General features: G+C 66.1%; 20 protein-coding genes and 5 pseudogenes. 11 read left to right on the top strand and 14 right to left on the bottom strand.

The annotated features are described in order from the left end of the window. The 7 genes and pseudogenes from GT370_RS19115 to GT370_RS21750 form a co-directional block, all read right to left on the bottom strand. A complete protein-coding gene (locus GT370_RS19115) occupies positions 1-885 on the bottom strand; it encodes an extracellular solute-binding protein (protein WP_270183565.1) in 885 nt (294 codons plus the stop codon). After that, complete coding sequence (locus tag GT370_RS19120; RefSeq protein WP_270183566.1) at positions 885-1,331, bottom strand: hypothetical protein; 447 nt, start codon at positions 1,329-1,331, stop codon at positions 885-887. The genes GT370_RS19115 and GT370_RS19120 overlap by 1 nt, the downstream gene beginning before the upstream one ends. A 55-nt stretch (positions 1,332-1,386) precedes the next feature. Then, positions 1,387-1,563, bottom strand: a complete 177-nt coding sequence (locus tag GT370_RS19125) for a hypothetical protein (RefSeq protein ID WP_270183567.1) — start codon at positions 1,561-1,563, stop codon at positions 1,387-1,389. A gap of 52 nt (positions 1,564-1,615) precedes the next feature. Continuing rightward, positions 1,616-2,248, bottom strand: coding sequence for a bifunctional 4-hydroxy-2-oxoglutarate aldolase/2-dehydro-3-deoxy-phosphogluconate aldolase (eda, locus tag GT370_RS19130; RefSeq protein WP_270183568.1), 633 nt, complete (start codon positions 2,246-2,248; stop codon positions 1,616-1,618). Further along, a pseudogene (gene edd / locus GT370_RS19135) lies at positions 2,245-4,073 on the bottom strand (phosphogluconate dehydratase). Before edd ends, eda begins: the two are co-directional and overlap by 4 nt. 17 nt (positions 4,074-4,090) lie before the next feature. Beyond that, positions 4,091-4,594, bottom strand: a complete 504-nt coding sequence (locus GT370_RS19140; RefSeq protein WP_008495368.1) for a gluconokinase — start codon at positions 4,592-4,594, stop codon at positions 4,091-4,093. 70 nt (positions 4,595-4,664) lie between these two features. After that, positions 4,665-5,947 (bottom strand): annotated as a pseudogene (locus GT370_RS21750) (MFS transporter). A gap of 26 nt (positions 5,948-5,973) precedes the next feature. Between GT370_RS21750 and GT370_RS19155 the strand changes: the two are divergent. After that, complete coding sequence (locus GT370_RS19155) at positions 5,974-6,645, top strand: LacI family DNA-binding transcriptional regulator (RefSeq protein ID WP_270183570.1); 672 nt, start codon at positions 5,974-5,976, stop codon at positions 6,643-6,645. Next, on the top strand, positions 6,609-6,995 hold the full coding sequence (locus GT370_RS19160) for a substrate-binding domain-containing protein (RefSeq protein WP_270183571.1): 387 nt from the start codon (positions 6,609-6,611) through the stop codon (positions 6,993-6,995). The genes GT370_RS19155 and GT370_RS19160 overlap by 37 nt, the downstream gene beginning before the upstream one ends. Here the strand turns inward: GT370_RS19160 and GT370_RS19165 are convergent. Beyond that, positions 6,992-7,771: a MurR/RpiR family transcriptional regulator gene (locus tag GT370_RS19165; protein ID WP_270183572.1), complete on the bottom strand. Its 780-nt coding sequence runs from the start codon at positions 7,769-7,771 to the stop codon at positions 6,992-6,994. The two genes, GT370_RS19160 and GT370_RS19165, sit on opposite strands and share 4 nt — an antisense overlap. A 246-nt stretch (positions 7,772-8,017) precedes the next feature. On the opposite strand from GT370_RS19165, the gene GT370_RS19170 reads away from it, so the two are divergent. After that, positions 8,018-9,511 carry a CoA-acylating methylmalonate-semialdehyde dehydrogenase gene (locus tag GT370_RS19170; protein ID WP_008495372.1) on the top strand — a complete coding sequence of 498 codons (1,494 nt, stop codon included), beginning with the start codon at positions 8,018-8,020 and terminating at the stop codon, positions 9,509-9,511. A gap of 83 nt (positions 9,512-9,594) precedes the next feature. On the opposite strand, the gene GT370_RS19175 is transcribed toward GT370_RS19170, so the two are convergent. Continuing rightward, positions 9,595-10,293, bottom strand: a complete 699-nt coding sequence (locus GT370_RS19175) for a pirin family protein (protein ID WP_008495373.1) — start codon at positions 10,291-10,293, stop codon at positions 9,595-9,597. A gap of 115 nt (positions 10,294-10,408) precedes the next feature. Between GT370_RS19175 and GT370_RS19180 the strand changes: the two genes are divergently transcribed. Beyond that, positions 10,409-11,317: a LysR substrate-binding domain-containing protein gene (locus GT370_RS19180; protein ID WP_442865468.1), complete on the top strand. Its 909-nt coding sequence runs from the start codon at positions 10,409-10,411 to the stop codon at positions 11,315-11,317. Here the strand turns inward: GT370_RS19180 and GT370_RS19185 are convergent. After that, positions 11,314-11,970 carry a GntR family transcriptional regulator gene (locus tag GT370_RS19185; protein WP_026439786.1) on the bottom strand — a complete coding sequence of 219 codons (657 nt, stop codon included), beginning with the start codon at positions 11,968-11,970 and terminating at the stop codon, positions 11,314-11,316. The two genes, GT370_RS19180 and GT370_RS19185, sit on opposite strands and share 4 nt — an antisense overlap. 295 nt (positions 11,971-12,265) lie before the next feature. On the opposite strand from GT370_RS19185, the gene GT370_RS19190 reads away from it, so the two are divergent. The 4 genes and pseudogenes from GT370_RS19190 (at position 12,266) to GT370_RS19215 (ending at position 18,428) form a co-directional block, all read left to right on the top strand. Then, positions 12,266-13,507, top strand: coding sequence for an NRAMP family divalent metal transporter (locus GT370_RS19190; RefSeq protein ID WP_008495375.1), 1,242 nt, complete (start codon positions 12,266-12,268; stop codon positions 13,505-13,507). Between the two features lie 20 nt (positions 13,508-13,527). After that, positions 13,528-14,295 (top strand): LamB/YcsF family protein, encoded by a 768-nt coding sequence (locus GT370_RS19195; RefSeq protein ID WP_008495377.1) that lies wholly within the window; start codon positions 13,528-13,530, stop codon positions 14,293-14,295. 135 nt (positions 14,296-14,430) lie between these two features. Further along, positions 14,431-16,708 (top strand): annotated as a pseudogene (locus GT370_RS19210) (D-glutamate cyclase family protein). Between the two features lie 4 nt (positions 16,709-16,712). Further along, a complete protein-coding gene (locus GT370_RS19215) occupies positions 16,713-18,428 on the top strand; it encodes an acetyl/propionyl/methylcrotonyl-CoA carboxylase subunit alpha (protein ID WP_008495380.1) in 1,716 nt (571 codons plus the stop codon). 150 nt (positions 18,429-18,578) lie between these two features. Here GT370_RS19215 and GT370_RS21755 read toward each other — a convergent pair. The 4 genes and pseudogenes from GT370_RS21755 to GT370_RS19235 form a co-directional block, all read right to left on the bottom strand. Continuing rightward, positions 18,579-19,232: pseudogene (locus GT370_RS21755) on the bottom strand (DUF1295 domain-containing protein); the annotation flags it as partial. Next, a complete protein-coding gene (locus tag GT370_RS19225; protein ID WP_008495382.1) occupies positions 19,229-20,257 on the bottom strand; it encodes an SAM-dependent methyltransferase in 1,029 nt (342 codons plus the stop codon). The pseudogene GT370_RS21755 and the gene GT370_RS19225, both read right to left, overlap by 4 nt. A 13-nt stretch (positions 20,258-20,270) precedes the next feature. Beyond that, the gene (locus tag GT370_RS19230) at positions 20,271-20,888 is read right to left on the bottom strand and encodes a ChrR family anti-sigma-E factor (RefSeq protein ID WP_270183574.1); all 618 of its coding nucleotides are present in this window, start codon (positions 20,886-20,888) and stop codon (positions 20,271-20,273) included. Then, positions 20,885-21,328: a sigma-70 family RNA polymerase sigma factor gene (locus GT370_RS19235; RefSeq protein WP_270183575.1), complete on the bottom strand. Its 444-nt coding sequence runs from the start codon at positions 21,326-21,328 to the stop codon at positions 20,885-20,887. Before GT370_RS19235 ends, GT370_RS19230 begins: the two co-directional genes overlap by 4 nt. Positions 21,329-21,579: 251 nt before the next feature. Here GT370_RS19235 and GT370_RS21050 point away from each other — a divergent pair. The 3 genes and pseudogenes from GT370_RS21050 to GT370_RS19250 all read left to right on the top strand — a co-directional run. Beyond that, positions 21,580-22,329 (top strand): annotated as a pseudogene (locus GT370_RS21050) (NAD(P)/FAD-dependent oxidoreductase); the annotation flags it as partial. 553 nt (positions 22,330-22,882) lie between these two features. Continuing rightward, the gene (locus GT370_RS19245; protein ID WP_270183576.1) at positions 22,883-23,647 is read left to right on the top strand and encodes a DUF1365 domain-containing protein; all 765 of its coding nucleotides are present in this window, start codon (positions 22,883-22,885) and stop codon (positions 23,645-23,647) included. After that, positions 23,644-24,852 (top strand): SAM-dependent methyltransferase, encoded by a 1,209-nt coding sequence (locus tag GT370_RS19250; protein WP_008495389.1) that lies wholly within the window; start codon positions 23,644-23,646, stop codon positions 24,850-24,852. The genes GT370_RS19245 and GT370_RS19250 overlap by 4 nt, the downstream gene beginning before the upstream one ends. Positions 24,853-24,919 lie beyond the last annotated feature (67 nt).

The following is a 24,919-nucleotide window of genomic DNA, read 5'->3' on the forward strand; positions in this document are numbered from 1 at the left end:
TCAGGCTTTGAGCGTCTGCGCGAAACGGTTGATCACGGCCTGGCCACGGCTTTGCGCGGTTTCCATGGCGGTGGCCGCCGGGGTGCCGTTCTGGATCGCCTTTTCCCATTCCTCTTCGATGATCACGCGGACCTCCGGCATGCCGCCGAGGCGGATGCCGCGCGAGAGCGGGGTGGGCTGGGTGCGGGTGAGCTGTTTCACTGCCACGTCGCTGCCCGGGTTCTTGGCATAGAAGCCCTGGCTTTCGATCATCTGGTTGCCGGCGACGGTGACCGGCACATAGCCGGTTTTTTCGGCCCAGGCGCTGTCATTCTCGGGCTGCGAGATGAATTTGAAGAAGCTGGCCGCCGCCTTGTATTCTGCCGGGGTGCGGCCCGGCGCGGTCATCGCCCAGAAGGCCGCGCCGCCGATGATGGAGTTGATCGGGCTCTTGATGATGTCCTGGTGGTAGGGCAGGGGGGCGGCGGCGAACTTGAACGCGGCGCTCGTCACCAGCTGGCCGTAGATCGAGGAGCTGTCGAAGGTGATCGCGGCCTTGCCAGCGTAGAAGATCGGGCTCGGCTTGCCGTCGCGGCCCTGATAGGAGAACAGCCCTTCCTTTTGCATGGAGAGGAACATGTCCAGCTGCTTGACGAACGGCGCGCTGCCGATCTTCAGCTGCGGCTTCGGCCCGCCGAAGCCGTCATTCAATGTCGCATATTCGACATTATGGATGGCGGCGAACTGCTCGAACTGGCTCCAGGTCGGCCAGGAGGTCATCACCGGGATGTCGGCGGCGTTCTTCGCCTTGATCACGCGCGCGGCCTTGATCACGTCGTCCCAGGTGGCGAGCGGCGCCTCGGGGTCCAGCCCGGCCTTGGCGAAGGCGTCCTTGTTGATCCACATCACGGCGGTGGAGGAGTTGAAGGGGCGGCGCCCATTTTGCCGTTATTGAGGCTGTAATAGCCGCGCACCGCCGGGATATAGGTGGCCGGGTCGATCGCGACACCGGTCATCTCGGAGAGCTTGTACACATCGACCACGGCGCGGCCGGCCGCCATCATGTCGGCGGTGCCGACATCGAACACCTGCGCGATGCTCGGCGCCTTGCCGCCGCGCCAGGCGGCGATGGAGGCGGTGAGCAGGTCAGCATAGGTGCCCTTATAGGTGGCCTGGACCTGATAATCGCTCTGGCTGGCGTTGAATTTGTCGACGCTGGCCTGGAGGGTATCGCCCAGCGCGCCGCCCATGGCGTGCCACAGCGCGATGCTGGTGGGGGCGCTGGCGGCGTTGGCGGCGGAGGCGAGCATGGCGCCGGCAGGCGCGGCGGCGAGGAGTGTACGGCGTTTCATCGATCCAACCCTTCTGGTTAAACGGGGTCTGCTGTTAGTTGAACCGGCGGCCGGGTCAATAACAGTTCTGTGACAAATCGATGACGTAAAAAAGCCAGTCTGGCAACCGGAAAGCCGGGCCCGTCGGCGTGAACCCGGCAGGGGCGCGCGGATGATGCTCGATCTGCCGTCCCGCCTCGGCGCCGAGGCGGGGGATAGGGCGGCTCAGTTTCAACGTCTGGTTCAGCAGCAACGCGTCGGTGCGGCGCCGTCTTCTTGGAAAAGGCGGTATCCGCTGTGCCCCTTTAAGCTTTCAGCTTGGCCGCCTCTGCCGCCAGCTTGGTGATGGCGGCCCAATCCTTCGCCGCCACCAGCTCCTTCTTCACCATCCAGGAGCCGCCGACGCAGAGCACGTTGGGCAGCTTCAGATAGCGCGGGGCGATCTCCGGGGTGATGCCGCCGGTCGGGCAGAATTGCAGCTGCGGCAGCGGCGAGGCGATGGAGGAGAGGAATGGCGCCCCGCCCGCCGCCTCGGCCGGAAAGAATTTCGCAAACCGATAGCCGCGCTCGATCAGCACCATCGCCTCCGAGGCGCTGGCGATGCCGGGCAGCGGCGCCAGATCCGCATCCTCCGCCGCATCCAGAAGTTTGCGCGTCGCCCCTGGCGAGACGGCGAATTGCGCGCCGGCCTTCGCCGCCTGCTTGTAATGCTTGGCGGTGAGCACGGTGCCGACCCCGGCCACCGCCCCCTCAACCTCATTCGCCACAGCGCGGATCGCCTCCAACGCTACAGGCGTGCGCAGCGTGATTTCGATCGCCTTCAGCCCGCCTTGCACCAAAGCGCGGGCCAGCGGCACCGCATCCGCGACATCATCGATGATCACCACCGGGATCACCGGGGCGAGCTTCATGATGGTTTCCAAACCCTCCTGGATCATGCGTGCGACTCCTCGTAGGCGAAAATGCTAGCGCCAAGATCGGCGCGGCTGACCAGATGGCGGAAGGGGGCGAACAGCTCCCGCCCGGTGCCGTGATGGCTGTCATCGAGATCCGCCAGCGCCTCTGCGCGCGCCTCCCATTCAGCCGCATCCACCAGCGCGCTCAACGTGCCGGCCTTGGCATCGACGCGGACGATGTCGCCATCCTTCAGCTTGGCGAGCGGGCCGCCGGCCAGCGCCTCCGGTGTGGCGTGGATGGCGGAGAGCACCTTGCCCGAGGCGCCGGACATTCGGCCATCGGTGACCAGCGCCACCTTGAAGCCCTTATCCTGCAACACCCCAAGCGGCGGCATCAGCTTGTGCAATTCCGGCATGCCATTCGCCTTCGGCCCTGGAAGCGCACCACCACGACAACATCCTTGTTCAGCTCCCCAGCCTTGAACGCCGCCTGCACCGCCTCCTGGCTGTGGAACACCCGGCAGGGGGCCTCCAGCACATGCCGTTCCTCCGCCACCGCGGAGGTTTTCACCACCGCCTGGCCGAGATTGCCGCTGAGCAGCTTCAGCCCGCCGGTCGGCTGGAACGGGTTGGCGGCCGGGCGCAGCACTTTCTCATCCCCGCTGGATGCAGGCGCCTCGCGCCAGTTGAGCTTGCCGTCTTCCAGATAGGGCTCGTTGATGTAGGCGGAGAGCCCCTTGCCCATGATGGTGTCCACATCCTCATGCAGCAGCCCGGCCTCGATCAGCTCGCGGATCAAAAACCCGGTGCCGCCGGCGGCGTGGAAATGATTCACATCGGCCTGGCCATTGGGATAGATGCGGCACAGCAAAGGCGTCACCGCCGCCAGATCCGAAAGATCCTGCCAGGTGATGGTGATCCCCGCCGCCGCCGCCATCGGCAGCAGATGGATGGTATGGTTGGTCGACCCACCGGTGGCGTGCAGCGCGACGATCGCATTCACGAAGCTGCGCTCATCGATCATCCGGCCCACCGGCTGGAAATTCTCGCCCAGTGCCGTTTGGCTCATCACACGCTGCACCGCGAAATCCGTCAGCGCGTCGCGCAAAGGCGTGCCGGGATTCACGAAGGCCGCGCCTGGCACATGCAGCCCCATGATCTCGACCAGCATCTGGTTGGTGTTGGCGGTGCCGTAGAAGGTGCAGGTGCCCGGCGCGTGGTAGGCTTCGCCTTCCGCCTTCAGCAGCGCCGCGCGGTCGATCTTGCCTTCCGCATAAAGCTGGCGGATCTTGGCTTTTTCGGAATTGGGCAGGCCGGAGGGCATCGGTCCGGCGGGGATCAGCACCGAGGGCAGATGCCCGAAGCTCAGCATGCCGATCACCAGCCCGGGCACGATCTTATCGCAAATCCCCAGGAAACAAGCGGCATCGAAGGTGTTGTGGGAGAGCGCCACGCCGGTTGCCAGCGCGATCACGTCCCGCGAGAACAGCGACAGCTCCATGCCGGCCTCGCCCTGCGTCACCCCATCGCACATGGCCGGCACGCCGCCCGCCACCATCGCCACGCCACCAACCTTGCGCGCCGCCTCGCGGATCTGCTCCGGGTAGGTTTCGTAGGGGCGATGCGCCGAGAGCATGTCGTTATAAGCGGTGACGATGGCGAGGCTGCCGCCATCGCCGTCGCGCAGCACGGCCTTGTCGCCCGCGCCGCAGCCGGCGAAGCCGTGCGCCTGGTTGGCGCAACCCAAGGCATGGCGCTTGGGCTTGTGGCTGGCGGCCTGCGCCACGCGCTGTAGGTAGCGCGAGCGCGACCCACGGCTGCGCTCGATGATCCGGGCCGTGACCTCGGCAATGACAGGGTGAAGCATGTTACGCACTCCTCTGTTCAGGCGGCCAGATGCAGCCTTGCCACCACCTCATTCACCAACTCCGGCGCGGGCGCGCCGGTATCGATGGTGATGGCGTTTTCTTCGGCTGTCGGCTCTTCCAGCGTGGCGAACTGGCTGTCCAGCAGGCTCACGGGCATGTAATGCCCCTGGCGCGCCGCCAGCCGGCTTTCAATCAGCGTGAAGCTGCCGCGCAGATAGACGAAGCGCACATCATCATGCCCTGCCGCGATGATCTCGCGATAGCGCCGGCGCAGGGCCGAGCAGGCGATGATGCCGCTCTGCCCCGCCTGGCGCCAGCCCTCGATGGTGGCGGCGATGTCGCGCAGCCAGGGCTCGCGGTCATCATCGCTCAGCGGGATGCCCTGACGCATCTTCTCGACATTGGCCGGCGGATGCAGCGCATCGCCTTCCGTGAAATCCCAGCCCAGCCTGCCGGACAGCATGGCGGCGACAGTGGATTTGCCGCAGCCCGAAACACCCATGACAATGATGAAGGCCAATGCGCTTACTCCGGGGCCTGGATCGGCTCGATCCGGCCCAGCACCACGACATAGAAGAAGATGCCGACGATCAGCACAATCCCCGCCACCAGGAAGGCCAGCTCGAAATTATTGCTGGCGCCGACGATGAAGCCGGTGACGATGGGGCGACGACGCCCATCATGTTGTTGAGAAAATTCATGATGCCGCCAATGGTGCCGGTGCCGCCCTTGGGCGCGATCAGCGAGGGGATGGACCAGCCGATCGGCGCGGAGGCGGCAAGGCCGGACAGTGCGATGGAAATCCAGACAATCGCCCAGACGGGATTGGTGGTCTGAGTGGCGCCGAACACCGCCAGGCCGAACAACATGCCGATGATCAGCACGCTCTTGCGCACTTTGGTCTCGTCATAGCCTTTGGCGACCAGACGATCGACCAGCAGCCCGCCGAAGAGAATGTCGGCGGCGGTGGCGCAGGCCCAGGGAATGGCGGCAAAGCCGGCGGATTTGATGATGCTCATATGCATCGCCTGCACCAGATAGCCCGGCAGCCAGGTGAGGAAGAGATAGAAACTATAGCCATAGGCCGCGAAACCCAGGCTCAAGCCCCAGACTTTCGGCTGCCGCAGCAGATAGGCCAGCATCGCGCCGGCATTGGTGTCGGCCTGGCCTTCCGGCGTGGCGCCGCCTTCGAGTATGTAGGCATGCTCTTCGCGGCTCAGTTTCGGATCGGCCGAGGGGTCGCGATAGATGAAGTAGAACGCGATGAAATACAGGAAGCTGAGAGCGGCGGTGAGGCCAAAGCCCAGCGCCAGCCAAAGCCGACGACGACGAAGGCGACCAGCGGCACGCCGATGACGTTGGAGAATTTCGCCGCCGCGTCAAACAAGGCGGTGGCAACAGAGCGCTCCTGGCGCGGGAACCAGTAGCCCGTGGCCTTGGCGCTGGCGGGAAAGCCCGGGGCCTCGGCGATGCCCAGCAGCATGCGCGCGACGAAGATGCCGCCAAACCCGCCGGTGAAGGCCACCGCACCGGAGGCGATGGCCCAGAGGAAGGTGCCCCACCGCCCGATCCGGGTGACGCCGAACCGATCCAGGATCATCCCCACCGGAATCTGGGTCAGCGCATAGGACCAGAAGAAGGCGCTGAACAGCAGCCCCATATCGGCGGTGGTGAGGTGAAACTCCGCCTTCAACTGCGGTGCGGCGACGGAGAGATTGATCCGGTCGATATAGTTGATCAGCACGCCGGTGCCGAGCAGGCCGCCGATAACCCAGCGGCGACGGGGATGATGGTGGTCATGCTTCCTCCAGGAAGGTTTGTTGTGTGTCGCTGCTAGCGCTAACATCTGGCTTCGTAAAGCAGAATCTGTCATGCGCTTCGGAATCAGGAGACGAAAAAATGGCCGGGCGTAAACCGCGCACCACGATGACGGGGCGTGTGACGATGCAGGATGTGGCGGCGCAGGCCGGGACCAGTATGATCAGCGTCTCGCGGGTCTTCCGCAGTGGCGGCCAGGTCAGCCCCGCCTTGCGGGCCCGAATCGAGGCCGCCGCGGCCAAGCTCGGCTATGTGCCGGACCGCGCGGCGAGCGCCCTGGCCTCGGCCCGGTCGATGAATGTGGCGGTGCTGATCCCTTCGATCACCAACACCGTCTTCGTGGAAATGCTGGCGGGGATCGACGAGGTGCTCTCCCCACACGGCTATCAGATGATCATGGCCACGACGCTCTATTCCGCCGCCGAGGAGCTGCGGCTGTTGCGCGGCCTGTTGGCCTTCCGGCCCGACGGGGTGCTGCTGACCGGCATCGATCATCAGCCCGCCACGCTGCAGCTGCTGCAAAGCCAGGCCTTGCCGGCGGTGCATATGATGGAGCTGAACGGGCAGCCCGGCGCCTACTCGGTCGGATTTTCACAGGAGCAGGGCGGTGCCGCGATTGCCCGGCATTTCCTGGCGCGCGGCTATCGCAAGCTGGGCTTTGTCGCGGCACAGCTGGACCCGCGGACCATCGCCCGCGGGCCGGGTTCCGCCAGGCCGTGCTGGCGGCGGGGCAGGCCGCCCCTTATGAACTGATGGTGCCGGAGCGCTCCTCGGTGGGGTTGGGGGCAAAGCTGCTGCAGGACGCGCTGGCGGCGCGCCCCGCGCTCGATGCGTTGTTTTTCTGCAATGACGATTTGGCACAGGGCGCGTTGTTTCAAGCGCAGCGCCTTGGCCTGGCGGTGCCAGGGCGGCTGGCGATCGCCGGGTTCAACGATCTGCCGGCCTCGGCCTGGACCAGCCCGGCACTGACCAGCGTGGCGACGCCGCGCGAGCAGGTGGGGCGGCGGGCGGCCGCGATGCTGCTGGAGCTGATGGCCGGGCGCGAGCCGCCGACGCGCTGTGAGGATCTCGGCTTTACCCTCAATATCCGCGAGAGCAGCTAACCCCGCTTGCGCTCCGCCGTGGCCAGGGCCAGCGCCATGGAGAGCGCCATCGTCGCCGAGAGGGTGCGGAAGGCGCCCAGATCGGCCTCCGCCACTTCAAGCCAGGATTGCGCGAGGGCGGCGATGGGGGAGAAGGCGGAATCGGTGATGGCGACGATCGGCACGCCGCGCCCCGCCGCCTGCGCGGCGATCTGCACCGTCGCTGGCGCGTAGGGCGTGAAGCTGATCGCCAGCATTACATCCTCGGCACCGGCGCTGGCGGCCTGCACATCCACCATGCCGCCGACATTATCCAGCAGCATATGCGCCACGCCGAGATTGCCGAGCATGTAGGAGAGATAGGCGGCGACCGGGAAGGTGCGGCGCTGGGCGAGCAGATAGATCATCCGCGCCTGCGCCAGACCCTCCACCGCCTTGTCGAACGAGCCCGGCGCCACCGAGCCGGCGAGGCGGTTGAGCGAGTGTATGGATGTCTCGACGAGTTTTCCGAGCATCGGCGCGGAATCAAAGCCGGGGCCGGTCTCGTCCTGCAATTTCACCAGCCGCTCCTGGTAATCCGGCCAGCGCTCGCGCAGCCGGTCGCGCAGCACCTGCTGTAATTCCGAGAAGCCGGAATAGCCGAGTGTCTGCGCGAAACGGATCAGCGCCGAGGGCTGCACCCCGGCGGCGACAGCGAGTTCGGCCACCGTACCCAGCGCCATCTCATCCGGCCTCTCCAGCGCAAAGGCGGCCACCTGCGCCAGGCGCTTGGGCAGGCCGGGCTGGCGGGTGAGCAAGGTTTCACGCAGGGCGGAGAAGCTGCGCGGGCGGCGGAGGAGGAAGCGGACATCGGGCTCGATTATGGAATGGAAGCTGATTTGTAGAACGAAAATTCCATTTTTAGAAGGGAGAATTCAAAATCCCTAGATACAAACAGAATTTAAATTCTGTTCTTGCGGATTAAATGGAATTGGTGTTTCATATTCGCCGTCAATCAAGGACGGCCGCGGCGTATGAGCCCCGGCTCAACAAAGGAGCGCCAGATGCAAACGCTTGGTCATTTTATCAACGGCAAGCCCGTTCCGGGCGCCGGGTCCCGCAGCCTGCCGGTTTTCAACCCCGCTACCGGGGCGCAGAGCAAGCAGGTCGCCGTCGCCACCAAGGATGAGGTGGAGGCCGCCATCGCCGCCGCCGCCGCCGCCTTCCCGGCCTGGGCCGCGACGCCGCCGCTGCGCCGGGCGCGGATCATGTTCAAGTTCAAGGATCTGTTGGAGACCCACGCCAAGGAGCTGGCGGAGCTGATCTCCTCCGAGCATGGCAAGGTGTTTTCCGACGCGCTGGGCGAGGTGACGCGCGGCGTTGAGGTGGTTGAGTTCGCCTGCGGCATTCCGGATCTGCTGAAAGGCGAGTATTCCGAGAATGTCGGCACCAATATCGACAGCTACAGCGTGCGCCAGGCGCTCGGCGTGTGCGCGGGCATCACCCCGTTCAACTTCCCGGCGATGGTGCCGCTCTGGATGTTCCCGGTGGCGCTGGCCTGCGGGAACAGCTTTGTGCTGAAGGTCTCGGAGAAGGTGCCCTCCGCCGCGCTGCGTATGGCCGAGCTGTTGCAGCAGGCGGGCCTGCCGGATGGCGTGTTCAATGTGGTGAATGGTGACAAGGATGTTGTGGAGCAGCTGCTGCATGATCCGCGCATCGCGGCGGTGAGCTTCGTCGGCTCCACGCCGATCGCCGAATATGTCTATGCCACCGGCACCAAGGCCGGCAAGCGCGTGCAGGCGCTGGGCGGGGCGAAGAACCATCTGGTGGTGATGCCGGATGCGGATCTGGACCAGGCGGTGGATGCGCTGATGGGCGCGGCCTACGGTTCCGCCGGCGAGCGCTGCATGGCGGTGTCCGTGGCCGTGCCGGTTGGCCCGGTGGCCGAGCCGCTGGTGCAGAAGATCGCCGAGCGGGCACGGTCCTTGAAGATCGGGCCGGGCAGCGACAAGGAGGCCGAGATGGGCCCGCTGGTCACGGCGCAGCACAAGGAGAAGGTCGAGGGCTATATCGCCAAGGGCCTTGAGGAAGGCGCCAAGGCGGTGCTGGATGGGCGCGGCCTGACCTTGCAGGGCAATGAGCAGGGCTATTTCACCGGCGCGACGCTGCTCGACCATGTGACGCCGGAGATGAGCGTCTATAAGGACGAGATTTTCGGCCCGGTGCTCAGCGTGGTGCGCCAGCCCAGCTTCGCGGCGGCGCTGGATCTGGTGAACAAGCATGAGTTCGGCAATGGCGCGGTCATCTATACCTCCGATGGCGATACCGCGCGGGCCTTCACCACCGGCGTTCTGGCCGGCATGGTGGGGGTGAATGTGCCGGTCCCGGTGCCGATGGCGTTCCATTCCTTCGGCGGCTGGAAGCGCTCCCTGTTCGGTGACCATGCGATCCATGGCCGCGAGGGGGTGCGGTTTTATACCAGGCTGAAGACCATCACCTCGCGCTGGCCGACCGGCATCCGCAAAGGCGCGGAATACGCCATGCCGACGATGAAATAAAAGTTTTTGGGGTGAAGCCCTTTTTTCAAAAAGGGCTTCAGACCGCTGGGGCTTTGGCAACACATGCCAAAGCCCCCAACTTTTTACGCGGCATCCACCAACACCAGCTCCGCATCCTCCAGCGCCTCGATGGTAATGCTGGTCTCACCGGTGATCGCCGCGCCATCGCGCTCATTCAGCGTCAGCCCATTCACGCTCACCTTACCCGTCGCCGGCACCAGATAAGCGTGGCGCTCGGGCGTCAGATCATAGCTGACGCGATCGCCTTTTTTCAGCGTGCCGCCCGATAGCCGCGCCTCGGCGTGGATTTTCAGCGCCTCCGCATCCTCGGCAAAGCCCGAGGCCAGGGTGACGAATTTGCCCTCGCGCCCATCCTTCGGGAAAGGCCGGGTGCCCCAGCTCGGCGCATGGCCGCGGCTGGAAGGGAGGATCCAGATCTGGAACAGTTCCGTGGCCTCGTTTTCCAGATTGAACTCGCTATGGGTAATGCCGGTGCCAGCCGACATCACCTGCACATCCCCGGCCTCGGTGCGGCCGTGATTGCCGAGATTGTCGCGATGGGTGATGGCGCCTTTGCGGACATAGGTAATGATTTCCATGTTCTCATGCGGATGCGGCGGAAAGCCGGCGCCGGCTTCGATATGGTCGTCATTCCAGACCCGCAGCCGGCCCCAGCCCATGCGCGCGCTGTCGTGATAGCCGGCGAAAGAGAAATGATGCTTGGCGTCCAGCCAGCCATGGTTGGCGCCGCCAAGGGATTTGAAGGGACGATGCTCGATCATGTTGTGCTCCTCGGGGCCGCGCCCCGTTTTGGTATGAGCGAGAGATAGAGCTGGACAGATTTCGATAAAATAGAAATGATCGAACATCATCTGTTCCGAAAGTTTCAATATGGCGATGCCGGATTTCGAGGCCTGGGCGATTTTCGCGAAGGTGGCGGCGCGCGGCTCCTTCAGCGGCGCGGCGCGGGAGCTGGGGCTGTCGCACCCGACCATCTCCAAGGCCATCGCCCGGCTGGAGCGGCGGCTGGGGACGGGCTTGTTCCATCGCACCTCACGCCGGCTCTCCCTCACCCAGACCGGGCAGGAGGCGCTGGCGCGGGCACAGCGGATTCTGGCCGAGGGCGAGGCGGCGGAGGCCGAGGCGGCGGCGCAGAGCGAGCAGCCGCGCGGGTTGGTGCGCCTGGCGGCGCCGATGTCCTTCGGGGTGCGGCATCTTGCCCCGTTGCTGCCGGAGATTCTGGCGCGCTATCCGCAGCTGGAGATCGAGCTTTCGCTCAGTGACAGCCAGGTGGATCTGGTGGCGGAGCGCTTCGATGTGGCGCTGCGGATCGCGGCCTTGTCCGACTCGTCGCTGCTGGGGCGCAGGCTTTGCACGGTGCGCCGGCCGCTGGTGGCGAGCCCCGCCTATCTCGACCGCTATGGCCGGCCCAGCCATCCGCGTGAGCTGCAGCAGCACCAGGCGCTGCTTTATACGAATATCGCGCAGCCGGGGCTGTGGCGGTTTCAGCATGAGCGGCTGGGCGACTATGCGGTGCCGGTGCAAGGGCGGTTGCGGGCGAATAATGCGGATGTGCTGAGCGGCGCGCTGCTGGCCGGGCAGGGCATGGCGCTGCAGCCGGATTTCATGGTCTGGCAGGATCTCGCGCAGGGCCGCCTGGAAGAGATGCTGCCGGGGTGGGAGGTGGCGCCGGTGGCGCTGAACCTGCTCACCCCGCCCGGGCCGCTGCGCCCGGCACGGGTAAGGGTGCTGCTGGAGGAGCTGGCGCGGGCCTTCGGCGCCGCCCCCTGGTCACGGTTGGATTAAGCCGCCGCGCGCCGGGCCAGGGCGGCCAGGATCGTCCGCTCCGACTGGTTGAGATAGGTCTCGAGCGAGGCGGCGGCGGCGGCCGGCCGGCCTTGTTCCAGCAAGGATATGATCGCCTCGTTCATATCGACATAGGGCGCATGCAGCAGCTCGGGATCATCGAGCAGGAAAAACGCCAGACGCAGCTCCGCCGAGACCTGGGCGTAGAAGCCGCTGAGGCGTTCGCTATCCGCCAGCTCAACGATGGCGGTGTGAAAGCGCATATTGGCGCTGCCGACCTCGCGCCAATCCAGACGCTGGCGGGCGGCGCGCGCGCTCTGCACGGCCGCGCGCATACGCGCGGCGGCGGGATGGTTGGGATAGGCGTGCGCCAGAGCCGGGCATTCGAGCATCCGGCGCACGCGATAAATATCGATCACCGCGGCAATGCTGGGGGTGGTGACGAAGACGCCGCGATTGGCCTTGTGCTCCAGCAAGCCCTCCTTGGTGAGCAGCCGGAAAGCCTCGCGCAGCGTGTTGCGGGAGACATCGAGCTCGTCGCACAAAGCCTGTTCGGAGAGGCGCTGACCGGGGGTGAAGGCGCCGCCGATCAACCCCTCGCGCAATTGATTGGCGAGTTTCTGGGGCAGCGGCAGCGCGAGATCCTGGTCCATTTCCGGTCTTTTATCCTTTGGCGGCGGCGATGTGGCCGCCTCTCCATGGGCTGTGCTTAGCCGATGCCACGGCGCCTCGCCAGACGCCGGCGCGGCGAGGATTTTGCGGTGCAGCAAGAAATTGCATCAGCAGCGTGCGGTTTGTTCAAGAAACATTCAATGGTTGACCAATTATTCCTCCATATCGTAGGATGATCAAATAAAATTGTTGAACAATGTTGACGGTTTGATCTTTCCTGCGGCAGGTTTTGTAGGACAGCATTGGGCTGGGCGGCGTAAATAAAGGGAGAGTGTGATGGCGCAGGTGACAATTCCACAATCGGGCTTGAGCCCGGCAGCCCGGCGCAAGGGCTATATTGCGGCGATCATGATCATGGCGATGTCGGCGGTGGGGCCCGGCTTCATCACCCAGACCGCGACCTTCACCGCGAAGATGGGGGCGGCCTTCGCCTTCGCCATCCTGGCCTCCATCATCATCGATTTCGTCATTCAGGCGAATATCTGGCGCATGGTGACGATCACCCGCATGCGCGCGGCGGATATCGCCAATGCCGCCATTCCCGGCTCGGGCTATCTGCTCGCGGTGCTGATCATCGTCGGTGGCCTGTTCTTCAATATCGGCAATATCGCCGGCGCCGGGCTGGGCCTGAACGCGCTGGTGGATATGGACCCGAAGATTGGCGGCGCGGCCGCGGCGATCGTCGCGATTATCATCTTCCTCTCCAAGCGCGCCGGCATTGCCATGGACCGCGTGGTGCTGGTGGCCGGTGCGGTGAAGCTGGCGCTGGTGCTCTATGCCTGCGTGGTTGCAGCGCCGCCGGTGGGTGAGGCGCTGCGCCAGAGCATCATGCCGGATCACATTAATTTCGCTACCATCACCACCATCGTCGGCGGCACGGTGGGCGGCTATATCACCTATGCCGGCGCGCATCGGCTGCTGGATAAAGGCGCTGTCGGACCCGAGCATATTGCCGAGGCGAACAAGGCGGCGATCACCGGCATTCTGGTGACCGGCGTGATGCGCTACATCCTGTTCCTGGCGGTGCTGGGCGTGGTGGCCACGGGCACCGTCATCACCTTCTCCGGCAAGGATGCCAACCCCGCCGGCCAGGCCTTCCTCGCCTCCTGCGGGCCGATCGGCTACCGCATTTTCGGCGCGGTGTTCCTGGCCTCCGCGATGACCAGCATCATCGGGGCGGGCTATACCTCCGTCACCTTCGTGACCGCCTTCAAGAAAGACATGACCGAGCGGCATCGCAATTTCGCCACTGTCGGCTTCATCCTGTTCTCGCTGCTCTGCTTTGAGCTGATGAAGACTACGCCGGCGGCAATGCTGGTGTTCGTCGGCGGGTTGAACGGGCTGGTGCTGCCGGTGGGCCTCTCCATCTTCCTGTTCGCCGCCGTGGCCTGCAAGAAGCTGATGGGCGGCTATCACTATCCGCGCTGGCTGCTGGGGCTGGGCGTGCTGGTCTGCCTGCTGACATGGTATATGGCCTACAAGTCGGTCGGGCCGATCTTCGCCTTCCTCGGTAAGTAAAAACGTTACAGGAGACACGCATGGTCAGCATCGATTTGAACAGTGATCTGGGCGAAGGCTATGGCGCCTGGAAGATGGGTGATGACCAGGCGATGCTCGAAATCGTCTCCAGCGCCAATGTCGCTTGCGGGTTTCACGCCGGCGATCCGGCGGGGCTGCTGAAGACGGTGCAGACAGCCGCCGCGATGAAGGTGGCGATCGGCGCGCATGTCTCCTACCCGGATCGTGTCGGCTTTGGCCGGCGCGATATGGATGTGACCTCTGAGGAGCTGATCGGCGATGTGATCTATCAGATCGGCGCGCTGCAGGGGATTGCGAAAGCGGCGGGAACCAGCGTGCGCTATGTGAAGCCGCATGGCGCGCTCTATAACCATATCGCCAACCATGAGCGTCAGGCGCTGGCGGTGATCAAGGCGATCAAGCTGATCGACCCGGCGCTGGTGCTGATGGGGCTGGCGGGGACGCCGGTTCTGGAGTTGGCGAAATCCGAAGGGTTGCAGGTTGTCGGCGAAGTTTTCGCGGATCGCGGCTATACGCGGGAGGGGCTGCTCGTCTCCCGGCGTGAGCCTGGCGCGGTGTTGCATGATGCGGCGCAGGTGGCGCGGCGTATGCTCAATTTCGTGCGCACCGGCCTCGTCACCGCGCAGGATGGTACTGAAATCCGCATCGAGGCGCAGTCCATCTGTGTCCATGGCGACAGCCCCGGGGCGGTGACGATGGCGCGTGAAATCCGCACCCTTTTCCAGGCCGAATCGATTGGCGTCCGCGCCTTCGCCGGCACCGCCTGAGGAGCCGCGATGATGACCCCAGAAGCGTTTTTGTCACATACGGATGCAAGCGCCGCGCACCAGGCACGGGCCGCCTACCGGGCCGGGCAGGTGGCGCCGACCTCCGGCGTCGCCCCCGGGTTCACCCAGGCGAATATGATCGTGCTGCCGCGCGACTGGGCGTTTGACTTTCTGCTCTTCGCGCAGCGCAACCCCAAGCCCTGCCCGGTGCTGGATGTCTCCGACCCCGGCGTGCCGACAACCGCGCTTGCCCCCGGCGCCGATTTGCGCACGGATTTGCCGCTCTACCGCATCTGGCGCGACGGCAAGCTGGCCGAGGAAACCCCGGATGCCAGCCGCGCCTGGGCGGAGCGGGACGATCTTGTCGCGTTTCTCATCGGCTGCAGCTTCACCTTTGAAACGCCACTGGTGGAGGCCGGCATCGAGATCCGCCACATGACGGACAAGACCAACGTGCCGATGTATCTCACCAACCAGCCCTGCCGCCCGGCCGGGCGGTTGCGGGGGAATATGGTGGTCTCCATGCGGCCGATTCCGGGGGGCGGGTTGCTGAGGCCGCCACCATTTCCGGACGTTTCCCCGCCGTGCATGGCGCGCCGGTGCATGTGGGCATGCCCGAGGCAATCGGCATCGCGGATCTTGCGCGGCCTGATTTCGGTGACGCGGTGCGCATCGCGCCTGGGGAGGTGCCGGTGTTCTGGGCCTGCGGGGTTACGCCGCAAGCGGTGGTCATGGCCTCTGGCGTGCCCTTTGCCATCACCCACGCGCCCGGCCACATGTTCATCACCGATATTCCCGACTCAGCCTACCACGCCTGAGACCATGATCCGATTTCTCCCCGTTAATCTCACCACCCTGCTGGTTGAGCTGAATGATCTGGACGAGACGCTGGCGCTGCTCGCCTCGCTGCAGGCCGTGCCGTTGCCGGGGATGAAGGAGCTGGTGCCGGCGGCGCGCACGCTGATGATCGGCTTCGCCCCGGAGGAGACCAGCGCCGAGGAGATTGCCGCCGGTGTCGCGGCGCGCGACCTGGTGGCGCCGCTGGCGCGCGAGGCGACGCTGGTGGAGGTGCCGGTGCGTTACGATGGCGAGGATCTCGAAGAGGTTGCCGCCATCACCGGGCTTTCGGTGGAGGAGGTGATCCGCCGCCATAGCGCGGCCACCTACATGGTGGCGTTTTGCGGGTTCGCGCCGGGGTTCGGCTATCTGGTTGGCGGCGATCCTGCCTTGCAGGTGCCCCGGCGCAAGAGCCCGCGCACGCGGATCCCGGCGGGGTCGGTGGCGCTGGCGGGGACCTTCACCGGCGTGTATCCGCAGAACAGCCCTGGCGGCTGGCAGATCATCGGCACCACGCCGGTGAAGATGTGGGATATTGGCCGCAATCCGCCGGCCTATTTTCAGCCAGGCTATCAGGTGCGCTTTACCGATCTGGCGAAGGTGAAGACGCAGGTTCAGGTTGCGGCCGTTGCCGAGGCTGTTGCGGTCGATGCAGGCGGCGCCTTCAAAATTCTCTCAGCACCGCTGCCGCCTTTGTTTCAGGATCTCGGGCGCTTCGGGCAGACCGGGCAGGGTGTGTCCGCTTCCGGCGCGCTGGATCGCGGCGCGTTCAAGGCCGCCAATCGCGTTGTCGGCAATGATGAGAGCGCGGTTTGTCTGGAGTTGATGGGGGGCGGATTTTCCTTCCGCGTGCAAGAGGCGGCGGTGATTGCGCTGACCGGCGCGCCGTGCGGGATTTCCATTCGTACAGCCGCCGGTCAGGGGCTTTCGCCCAGCCCGTATGCGCCGATCGCGCTGGAGCCGGGGGATGTGGTGAGCCTGGCCGCCCCGGCGCGGGGATGCGCTATTATCTCGCCGTGCGCGGCGGGTTTGAGGTGGAGACCATCCTCGGCAGTGCGGCGACGGATACGCTGGCGATTGTCGGCCCCGCCCCGTGCAGGCGGGGCAGACGCTGAAGCTGAAACCAGCCTCCGGCCTGCGGGCGGTTTCGCTGGATGAAGCACCAGCCTTTGAATTTCCGAAAGCCGGGGATGAGGTCACGCTCGATCTGGTGATGGGGCCGCGGCCGGATTGGTTCACGGCTGAGGCGCTGGAGAGGCTCGCCACCGAGGCCTGGGTGGTAACGCCGCAATCCAACCGCGTCGGCATCCGGCTGGATGGTGAGGCTGTGCTGGAGCGCTGCCGCACCGAGGAATTGCCCAGTGAAGGCACGGTGACCGGGGCGGTGGAGGTGCCGGCCAACGGCAAGCCGCTTTTGTTCCTGGCCGATCATCCGCTGACCGGCGGCTACCCGGTCATCGGCGCGGTGGCTGACTATCATCTCGACCTCGCCGGGCAGGTTCCGGTAGGGGCAAAAATTCGTTTCAAGCCGTTGAAGGCATTTTCAGAAATCACGCCGAATGGGCGGAGGGCCTAAAGTCATGAAAAAAATCCTGATCGCCAATCGCGGTGAAATCGCGGTGCGCATCATCCGGGCTTGCCGGGATTATGGTGTGGGCTCCGTTGCGGTGTATTCAGACCCGGATGCGGAGGCTTTGTTTGTCGGCATGGCCGATGAAGCCTACGCGCTGGGCGGGGCGAAGCCGGCTGAGACCTATCTTGATATCGAAAAGCTGCTGGCGGTTGCCAAGCGCGCCGGGGCGGATGCGGTGCATCCGGGCTACGGCTTCCTCTCCGAGCGGGCCGAATTCGCGCGCGCGGTGAAGGCGGCGGGGCTGATCTGGATCGGCCCGGAGGCGGAGGTGATCGACGCGCTGGGCGATAAGGTTTCAGCCCGCAGGATCGCGCAATCGGTCGGCGCGCCGCTGGCGCCGGGCAGCGATGGGCCGGTAGAAAGCGGCGATGAAGCCTTGGCCTTTGCCAAGCAGCACGGTTTGCCGATGGCGATCAAGGCGGCCTATGGCGGCGGCGGGCGCGGCATGAAGGTGGCGCGTAGGCTGGATGAGGTGAAGGAGCTTTACGAGTCCGCCGTGCGCGAGGCGGTGGCGGCATTCGGGCGCGGCGAGTGTTTTCTGGAGCGCTTCCTGGATAAGCCTCGCCATATCGAGGCGCAGATCATCGCTGACACGCATGGCAATGTGGTGGTGCTGGGCACGCGCGATTGCTCGCTGCAGCGGCGCAACCAGAAGCTGGTGGAAGAAGCGCCGGCGCCCTTCATTAGCGATGAACAGCGTGCGACCATCGAGGATGCGGCGAAGCGCGTTTGCGCCGCCGCCGGCTATACCAATGCCGGTACGGTCGAGTTTCTGCTTGGCCAGGACGGGATGATTTCCTTTCTGGAGGTGAATACCCGCCTGCAGGTGGAGCATCCGGTGACGGAGGAAACCGCAGGGGTGGATCTGGTGATCGAGCAGTTCCGCGTGGCGGAGGGCAAAAACCTGTCCATTACCGAAACGCCGCGCCCGCGGGGCCATGCGTTCGAGTTTCGCATCAATGCCGAGGATCCGGCGAAAGGGTTTTTGCCGACGCCGGGCAAGATCACCGCCTTCCTGCCGCCCTCCGGGCCGGGCGTGCGGCTGGATAGCGGCGTGGTCTCGGGCTCGATCATCCCCGGCCAGTATGATTCGCTGGTGGCGAAGCTGATCGTCACCGGCAAGACGCGCGCCGAGGCGTTGAAACGGGCAAGGCGGGCGCTGGCGGAATTCAAGATCGAGGGGGTGGCGACGGTGCTGCCCTTCCATCGCGCCGTGGTGGCGCATGAGGATTTTGCCGGCGATGACGGATTCGCCGTGCATACACGCTGGATCGAGACGGATTTCACCGGCGAATTCGAGCCCGCGCCGCGTCCGGCACCGGTGGAGGAAGAGCTGGTGCGGCTGCCGCTGGAGATCGATGGCAAGCGCCATCAGATCGGCCTGCCGCGCAGTTTTCTGGCCGGCATGGCGCAACCGGGTACGGCCGCGCCGCAGGAAGCGGGGCGTGCCGCCAACGAAGTGCCGGCGCCGATTGCCGGCAGCGTCCAGGCCTGGAAGGTTGAGGATGGTGCCGATGTGAAGGAAGGCGAGCTGCTGGCGGTGATGGAAGCGATGAAGATGGAGGTGCAGATCACCGCGCCGCGCGACGGCATCTTTCAGCGCATCGCCAAGGAGGGCGCGTTTCTGAATGCCGGCGACGCGGTAGGCACCTATAAGTCTTAAAAGTTTTTGGGGTATGGGGAGTTTTTTCAAATACTCCCCACGGAAGACGCGGCCACATCGCCGTCGTCCGCGCCTGAAAGGCTCTGTAGGCCTCCCCCGCCGCGCCAGCATCGAGGCCTCCAGCGGCGGCACGCCGGTGAGAAAGCGCAGCACCAGGAACATCAGCACCGGGGCGATGAAGGAAAGCCAGGAGAGCGGGCGGGTGCTCAGCGCCATCGCCGGGAAGGCGAGCCAGAGCAGCGCCTCGAACAAATAATTCGGATGCCGGCAGAGGCGCCAGAGACCCTCCTCGCAGATGCCGCCAGGGCTGGTCTGGCGGGCGCGCCAGGCGCGCAGCTGCGCATCGGCCAAAGCTTCGCCGCCAAGGCAGAGCAGCAGGATCAGCACGCCCAGTACATCGCCGGGGCGCACGCTTGGATCGGGCTGGGCAGCGGCGAGATAGAGGCTGATCGAGAGCAGGCCGGAGACCGGTCCCTGGCCGGCCATCAGCCAGGCCATCTGTTTCTGGAAGCCTGCACCAGCATCCTTGCGCATCTGCGCGTAACGCGCATCCTCTGGCCCGCTGGCGACTCGCAGCGCCACATGCAGCCCAAGCCGCAAGGACCAGACCAGCATCAGCCCGGCCAACAGCGCATGGCGCCAGAGCGCGCCGGGGGCGGCCAGCGCCACGCCGGCCAGGGCGAGGCCGGTGGAAAAGGTCCAGACCACATCCACCCAGCCGGCATTGTGCAAAGCCCGTTGCAGAAACCACCCCGCCACCATGGCCAGCGTCACCGCCAGCCCGGCATAGAGGCAGAGGATCATGCGGTGGGCGCCAGCAGATAATGGCTCACCGCCCAGGGCTTGCCGCCGGCATGGCCGAATAGCCCGGCGGTGGCGAGGAAGAAGAGCCGCCAGCGGCGTTCCCAGAGCGGCGCCTCGGCGCCGTAGGTGGCGGCGAGAATTTTCCGGACCTCGCCGATCCGCGCATCATAATTTTGCAGCCAGTGTTTCGCGGTGCGGGCGTAATGCCTGCCATTCCAGCGCCAGTCCCGCTCCAGCGTGAACAAATCCGGGAACTGGGTGATCAGATCATGGCTGGGCATGATGCCGCCGGTGAAGAAATGCTGGGCGATCCAGTCGGCCTCATCCTCATGGTCGAAGCGGTAAGGCTGGCGCTCATGTGCGAAGACATGGATGAACAGCCGTCCCTCTGGCTTCAGCCAGCCGCGCACGCGGGTGAGCAGGGCGCGCCAATTGGCCATATGTTCGAACATTTCCACGGAGACGACGCGGTCGAAGCGCGCATCGGTGGAGAATTCGTTCATGTCGGCGGTGATGACGCGCAGATTGGCGAGCCCACGCGCGGCGGCTTCGGTTTCGATATATTGGCGCTGCGAGCCAGAGTTGGAGACGGCGACGATGCGCGCGCCGGGAAAGCGCTGCGCCATGAACAGGCTGAGCGAGCCCCAGCCGCAGCCCAGCTCCAGAATCTCCTGCCCGTCGGCGAGGCCGGCATGGGCGATGGTTTCCTCCAGCGCGTGCAGTTCGGCCTGGTCCAGCGTTTCGCGGCCGGTCGGGTAGAGGCAGCTCGAATATTTGCGCCGTTCGCCGAGGAAGAGGGCGAAAAATTCGGCCGGGATCTCGTAATGCTGGGCATTGGCGGTGCTGGCATGGGCGGCGATGGGAAAGGCGGCCATGCCGGCGGCGAAGCTGGCGCCGGACGGCGGGGCCTGGTCCAGCGCCCGTCTGGTGCGCGCCACCAGGCGGTTGATGCCAAGACCGATCAGCGCATCCGGCAGCGGCGCGCGCTCGGCAAGGGCGGAGAGGCGGGCGGCGAATGCGGTCATGCGGATCTCCTGATCAGCCGGGTGAGCCAGGGTAGGCGCAAGCCCCGTCCAGCGAGGCGAGGCAGAGGCAGCCTTGGTCCCCGGCATGGGGCTGGTGGTTGGTGTGTTCGTCTTCCTCGATGAGGTCGCCGGCGGCGTAGCGGTCGGTTTCGTCATGAAAATCGCCATGCAGCACCTGGGTGAATTCGGCGCCGCCATGGCTGTGGGCGAGCACGCGCTTATTCGCCGCCACACGCAGCAGCATGACATTATCTTTCGGCGCCCAGGGCAGGCGCACGCGGCTATAGCGCACGCCCGGCGCCACCCAGAGCCAGCGGCTGATCTCGGCACTGGCCAGAATCCGCGGCAGGGTGCCGGCAGGCAGGCGCAGATCCGCCTGGCGGGGCAAAGCCGGGCTGCGTGGCGCGGGCTGGTCCAGCCGCGCCAGCGTGTCGGTGAAGGCATCCAACGCCAGGGACTCCGGCGGCATGTCCTCCAGCATCTCACCGCCGAGCGCCTCCAGCCGGGCGATTTCGGCGCGGCAATGCGGGCAACCCTCGGCATGCGCCGCCACCACCAGGGACTGGCCGGCGGGCAGGCTGCCGGCGGCGTAGGCCAACAGCGTCTCCGGGCTGGGATGGTGCAGGATCACGGCACCTCTCCCAGGCTGGAGCGCAGCTTGGCCATGGCCAGGCGGATACGGGATTTCACCGTGCCCAGCGGCAGATCGAGCGCGCTGGCGATGGCGGCGTGGGGGGTATCGGAGAAGAAGAAGAGCTGCACGATCTGTTTCTGTTCAGGGCCGAGTTCGGCGATGGCGCCACGCAGGCGGGCGGCCTGCTCGGCGGCGAGGGTGAGGGTTTCGGCCGAGGGCGCCGCTTCGGGCTCCGGCTCGGGTTGCGGGGGCAGGCCCTTGGCGCGCCTGGCATGGTCGATGCGCGCATTGCGGGCGATGGCGAATACCCAGGTGGCGGCGCCGGCGCGGCTGGGGTCGAAATGCTCCGCCTTGCGCCAGAGCAGGATCATCACCTCCTGCGCCACCTCCTCGGCCGCGCCAGATTCCATGCCGGCGCGGCGCAGGAAGGATTTCACCCGGGGGCGAAATGCTTGAACAAAGCCGCGAAGGCCTGTTTGTCGCGCGCGGTGGCGACCCGGCGGATCAAGGCCGCCAAGGTCGCCGCATCCGGGCGGGGCTGCCGGCCTGGTTCACCGGCAGGGCCTGCGGCGGGGCGCGGCGGGCAGCAGAAGGAGGAGCAAAAGCATTCACAAACCATTATACGATACGTTGTCTAAATTGGATCAAGCCGGTTGATCCGAAACCCCGCGGACGGCGTATTTAAAACATGGACGCGATTGTTTCTCCTGCCGGGCGCCGGCGTATCGCTGTGATCGGGGCTGGGATTTCCGGCCTGTCCTGCGCCTGGGCGCTGTCGCGCGCGCATGATGTCACCTTGTTCGAGGCGCTGCCCCGGCTGGGCGGGCACAGCCATACGGTCGAGGTCGAGGGTACGAAGATCGATACCGGCTTCATCGTCTATAATGAGCCGGCCTACCCCAATCTCACCGCCTTGTTCGCGCATCTGGGGGTTGAGACGCGGGCGACGGATATGTCCTTCTCGGTGTCGCTGCGCGAAGGCGGGCTGGAATATGCGGGGACGGATCTGCGCGGGCTGTTCGCGCAACCGGCCAATGCGCTGCGGCCGCGATTCTGGTCGATGTTGCGGGGGATTTTGCTCTTCTATAAGCGCGCGCCGGGAGACGCCGCCGCCCTGGCCGGGGTAAGCCTGGGCGAGTATCTGCGCCATGGCGGCTATAGCGAGGCGTTTCTGCAGGACCATCTCTACCCGATGATCGCGGCGGTCTGGTCCTGCCCGGCGGGGGCGGCGGGGGATCTGCCGGCCAGTGCCTTCATCCGGTTCTGTGAAAATCATGGGCTGTTGAAGCTCACCGGCCGCCCGGTCTGGCGCAGCGTGGCGGGCGGCTCGCAGGCTTATGTCGCCAAGTTGCGGGCGGCGTTCGCGGGCGAGGTGCGGGCGGGGCAAGCCGTGGCGCAGCTGCGGCGCCTGCCGGGCGGCGTGGTGCTGCGCCTGGCGGATGGATCGGAAGAGGGGTTCGACGAGGCGGTGCTGGCCTGCCATGCGGACGAGGCGTTCGCCCTGCTGGCGGATCCCTGCGCCACGGAGGCGCAGATCCTGGGCAGTTTCCGCACCACGGCGAACGAGGTGGTGCTGCATGGCGATGCGGCGGCAATGCCGCGCCGCCGCGCCGCCTGGGCCGCCTGGAACTATACGGGCGGCGAGGCGCATGTGGCGGTGACCTACTGGATGAACCGCTTGCAGGGCCTGGCGGGGCGGGACTGGTTCGTCACCCTCAACCCGACCCGCGCCCTGCGCGACGTGGCGCTGCGGCAAATCTTCACCCACCCGGTCTTCGACGTCGCGGCGCTGCGTGCGCAGGCGCGGATCTGGGAGATACAGGGGCTGCGCCGGACCTGGTTCTGCGGCGCCTGGTGGGGGCGGGGTTTCACGAGGACGGGCTGCAGGCGGGGTTGGCGGTGGCGGAAGCGCTGGGGGCGCCGCGCCGGCCCTGGAACGTGCAGGGCGAATCGGCCCGCATCGCGCTGCGGCCCGCCTTCGAGGTGGCCAGGTGAACGCGCTCTATCCGGTCTGGGTCACCCATACCCGCACCCGGCCGCGCCAGCACAGCCTGGCCTACCAGGTGCCGTATCTGCTGCTGGATATCGATGCGATGCCGCGCCTGCGCCTGTTTTCGCGCGGACGCTTCAATCTGGTGAGCTTCCGCGAGACCGACCATGGCGACGGCACCAGGAATTTGCGGGGCTGGGTGGAGCGCCATCTCGCCGCGGCCGGGCTGCAGGCGGGGGCGGCGCGGATTACGCTGCTCGCGATGCCGCGCATCCTCGGGCTGGGCTTCAACCCGCTGAGCCTGTTTCTGTGCCATGATTCTGAGGGAGCGCTGCGCGCGGTGCTGTATGAGGTCAATAATACCTTCGGCCAGCGCCATAGCTATCTCTGCCCGGTGACGGAGCAGGACGGCGCCATCCGGCAAGGGGCGGAGAAGATTTTTTACGTCTCGCCCTTCATGGAGATGGGGCTGCGCTACAGCTTCACCTTGCAGCCGCCCGGCGCCGCGCTGGGGCTGCATATCGCCGTGGCCGATGCGCAAGGGGTGATGCTGCGCGCCACCATGGCCGGGCGCCGGGTGGCGCTGAGCGATGCCGCGCTGCTGCGGCTGGTGCTGGCCCAGCCCTGGGCGGGGCTGAAGGTGCTGGCCGCCATCCATTGGGAAGCGTTGAAGATCTGGCGCAAGGGGATCGGGCTGCGGCCGCGTCCGGCCGCGCCCCGTGACGAGATCAGCCAGGGCTATAGCCGTTCCAGGAGACGCGCATGAGTGACATCGTTCAGCCCGCCATGATCCGTGCCGACAGCCGGCGCGGCTGGAGAACCGCCTTGCTGCGCCGTGCCATCGCGGGGTTGCGCTATGGCGGGCTGGTCTGCGTGACGCCCGAAGGGCACAGGCTGGAGGTGCAGGGGGATCTGCCCGGGCCGCAGGCGCGGCTGGTGCTGCATGATTGGCGGCTGCTGCGGGCTTTGGCGCTTGAGGGCGATACCGGCTTCGCCAATGCCTATATCGATGGCGGCTGGAGCAGCCCGGATCTCAGCGCGCTGCTGCAGATCTGCAATCTGAATTTCAGCGGCCAGGCGGAAGGCGCGCTCTCCGCGCCGCTGCGGGCGCTGCAAGGGTGGCGCCATAAGCGCCGGGCCAACAGCAAGGCCGGCGCGCGGCGCAACATCATGGCGCATTACGATCTCGGCAATGGCTTCTTCGCGCGCTGGCTGGATGAAAGCATGCTCTATTCATCCGGCCTGTATGAGGGCGGCGCGGCGACGCTGGAGGCGGCGCAGGCGGCGAAGCTGGCGCTGATCGCCGGGTGGCTGGCGGTTGAGCCGGGACAGAGCGTGCTGGAAATCGGCTGCGGCTGGGGCGCTCTGGCGCGGCATCTGGGCCAGCAGGGGGCGAAGGTGACCGGACTGACGATTTCCCCGGCGCAGCTGGCCTGGGGGCAGCAAGTAATCCGCGATGCCGGGCTGGAGGAGCGTGTGGAGCTGGTGCTGCGCGATTATCGCGACGAGGCCGGGCGCTATGACCGCATCGTCTCGGTGGAGATGTTCGAGGCCGTGGGCGAGGCCTATTGGCCCGGCTATTTCCAGACCTTGCGCCAGCGCCTGAAGCCGGGCGGCAAGGCGGTGTTGCAGGTGATCAGCATCGCCGCCGAACGCTTCGCGGCCTATCGGCGCAGTCCGGATTTCATCCAGAGCCATATTTTCCCCGGCGGCATGCTGCCGGCCAAGGCGCAGATCGCGGCGCAGGCGCGCGCGGCGGGGCTGGCGCCGGGCCGGGTGCGGCATTTCGGCGCCTCCTATGCCCGTACGCTGGCGGCGTGGCGGGAGCGCTTTACCGCCGCCTGGCCGGCGCTGGAGGGGCAGGGCTTCGATGAGCGGTTCCGCCGGCTCTGGGATTATTACCTCTGCTATTGCGAGGCGGGATTTCTCACCGGCAGCGTCGATGTCGGGCTTTATGAATTGCAGGGCTGAGAGGGGGCGCGGGTGAAAGTCTTCGGTCTGGCTTATCTGACGAGCGCGTTGGTGTTTCTGGGCTGGA

It is taken from the genome of Acidocella sp. MX-AZ03 (assembly GCF_027626035.1).
Classification (GTDB): domain Bacteria; phylum Pseudomonadota; class Alphaproteobacteria; order Acetobacterales; family Acetobacteraceae; genus Acidocella; species Acidocella facilis.

What these genes read in the sequence shown, in the direction of transcription:
- GT370_RS19115 (WP_270183565.1), bottom strand. Translation starts at nt 885, where the DNA reads ATGTGGATCAACAAGGACGCCTTCGCCAAGGCCGGGCTGGACCCCGAG.
- GT370_RS19120 (WP_270183566.1), bottom strand. Translation starts at nt 1,331, where the DNA reads ATGAAACGCCGTACACTCCTCGCCGCCGCGCCTGCCGGCGCCATGCTC.
- eda (WP_270183568.1), bottom strand. Translation starts at nt 2,248, where the DNA reads ATGATCCAGGAGGGTTTGGAAACCATCATGAAGCTCGCCCCGGTGATC.
- GT370_RS19155 (WP_270183570.1), top strand. Translation starts at nt 5,974, where the DNA reads ATGGCCGGGCGTAAACCGCGCACCACGATGACGGGGCGTGTGACGATG.
- GT370_RS19170 (WP_008495372.1), top strand. Translation starts at nt 8,018, where the DNA reads ATGCAAACGCTTGGTCATTTTATCAACGGCAAGCCCGTTCCGGGCGCC.
- GT370_RS19175 (WP_008495373.1), bottom strand. Translation starts at nt 10,293, where the DNA reads ATGATCGAGCATCGTCCCTTCAAATCCCTTGGCGGCGCCAACCATGGC.
- GT370_RS19180 (WP_442865468.1), top strand. Translation starts at nt 10,409, where the DNA reads ATGCCGGATTTCGAGGCCTGGGCGATTTTCGCGAAGGTGGCGGCGCGC.
- GT370_RS19185 (WP_026439786.1), bottom strand. Translation starts at nt 11,970, where the DNA reads ATGGACCAGGATCTCGCGCTGCCGCTGCCCCAGAAACTCGCCAATCAA.
- GT370_RS19190 (WP_008495375.1), top strand. Translation starts at nt 12,266, where the DNA reads ATGGCGCAGGTGACAATTCCACAATCGGGCTTGAGCCCGGCAGCCCGG.
- GT370_RS19195 (WP_008495377.1), top strand. Translation starts at nt 13,528, where the DNA reads ATGGTCAGCATCGATTTGAACAGTGATCTGGGCGAAGGCTATGGCGCC.
- GT370_RS19215 (WP_008495380.1), top strand. Translation starts at nt 16,713, where the DNA reads ATGAAAAAAATCCTGATCGCCAATCGCGGTGAAATCGCGGTGCGCATC.
- GT370_RS19225 (WP_008495382.1), bottom strand. Translation starts at nt 20,257, where the DNA reads ATGACCGCATTCGCCGCCCGCCTCTCCGCCCTTGCCGAGCGCGCGCCG.
- GT370_RS19250 (WP_008495389.1), top strand. Translation starts at nt 23,644, where the DNA reads ATGAGTGACATCGTTCAGCCCGCCATGATCCGTGCCGACAGCCGGCGC.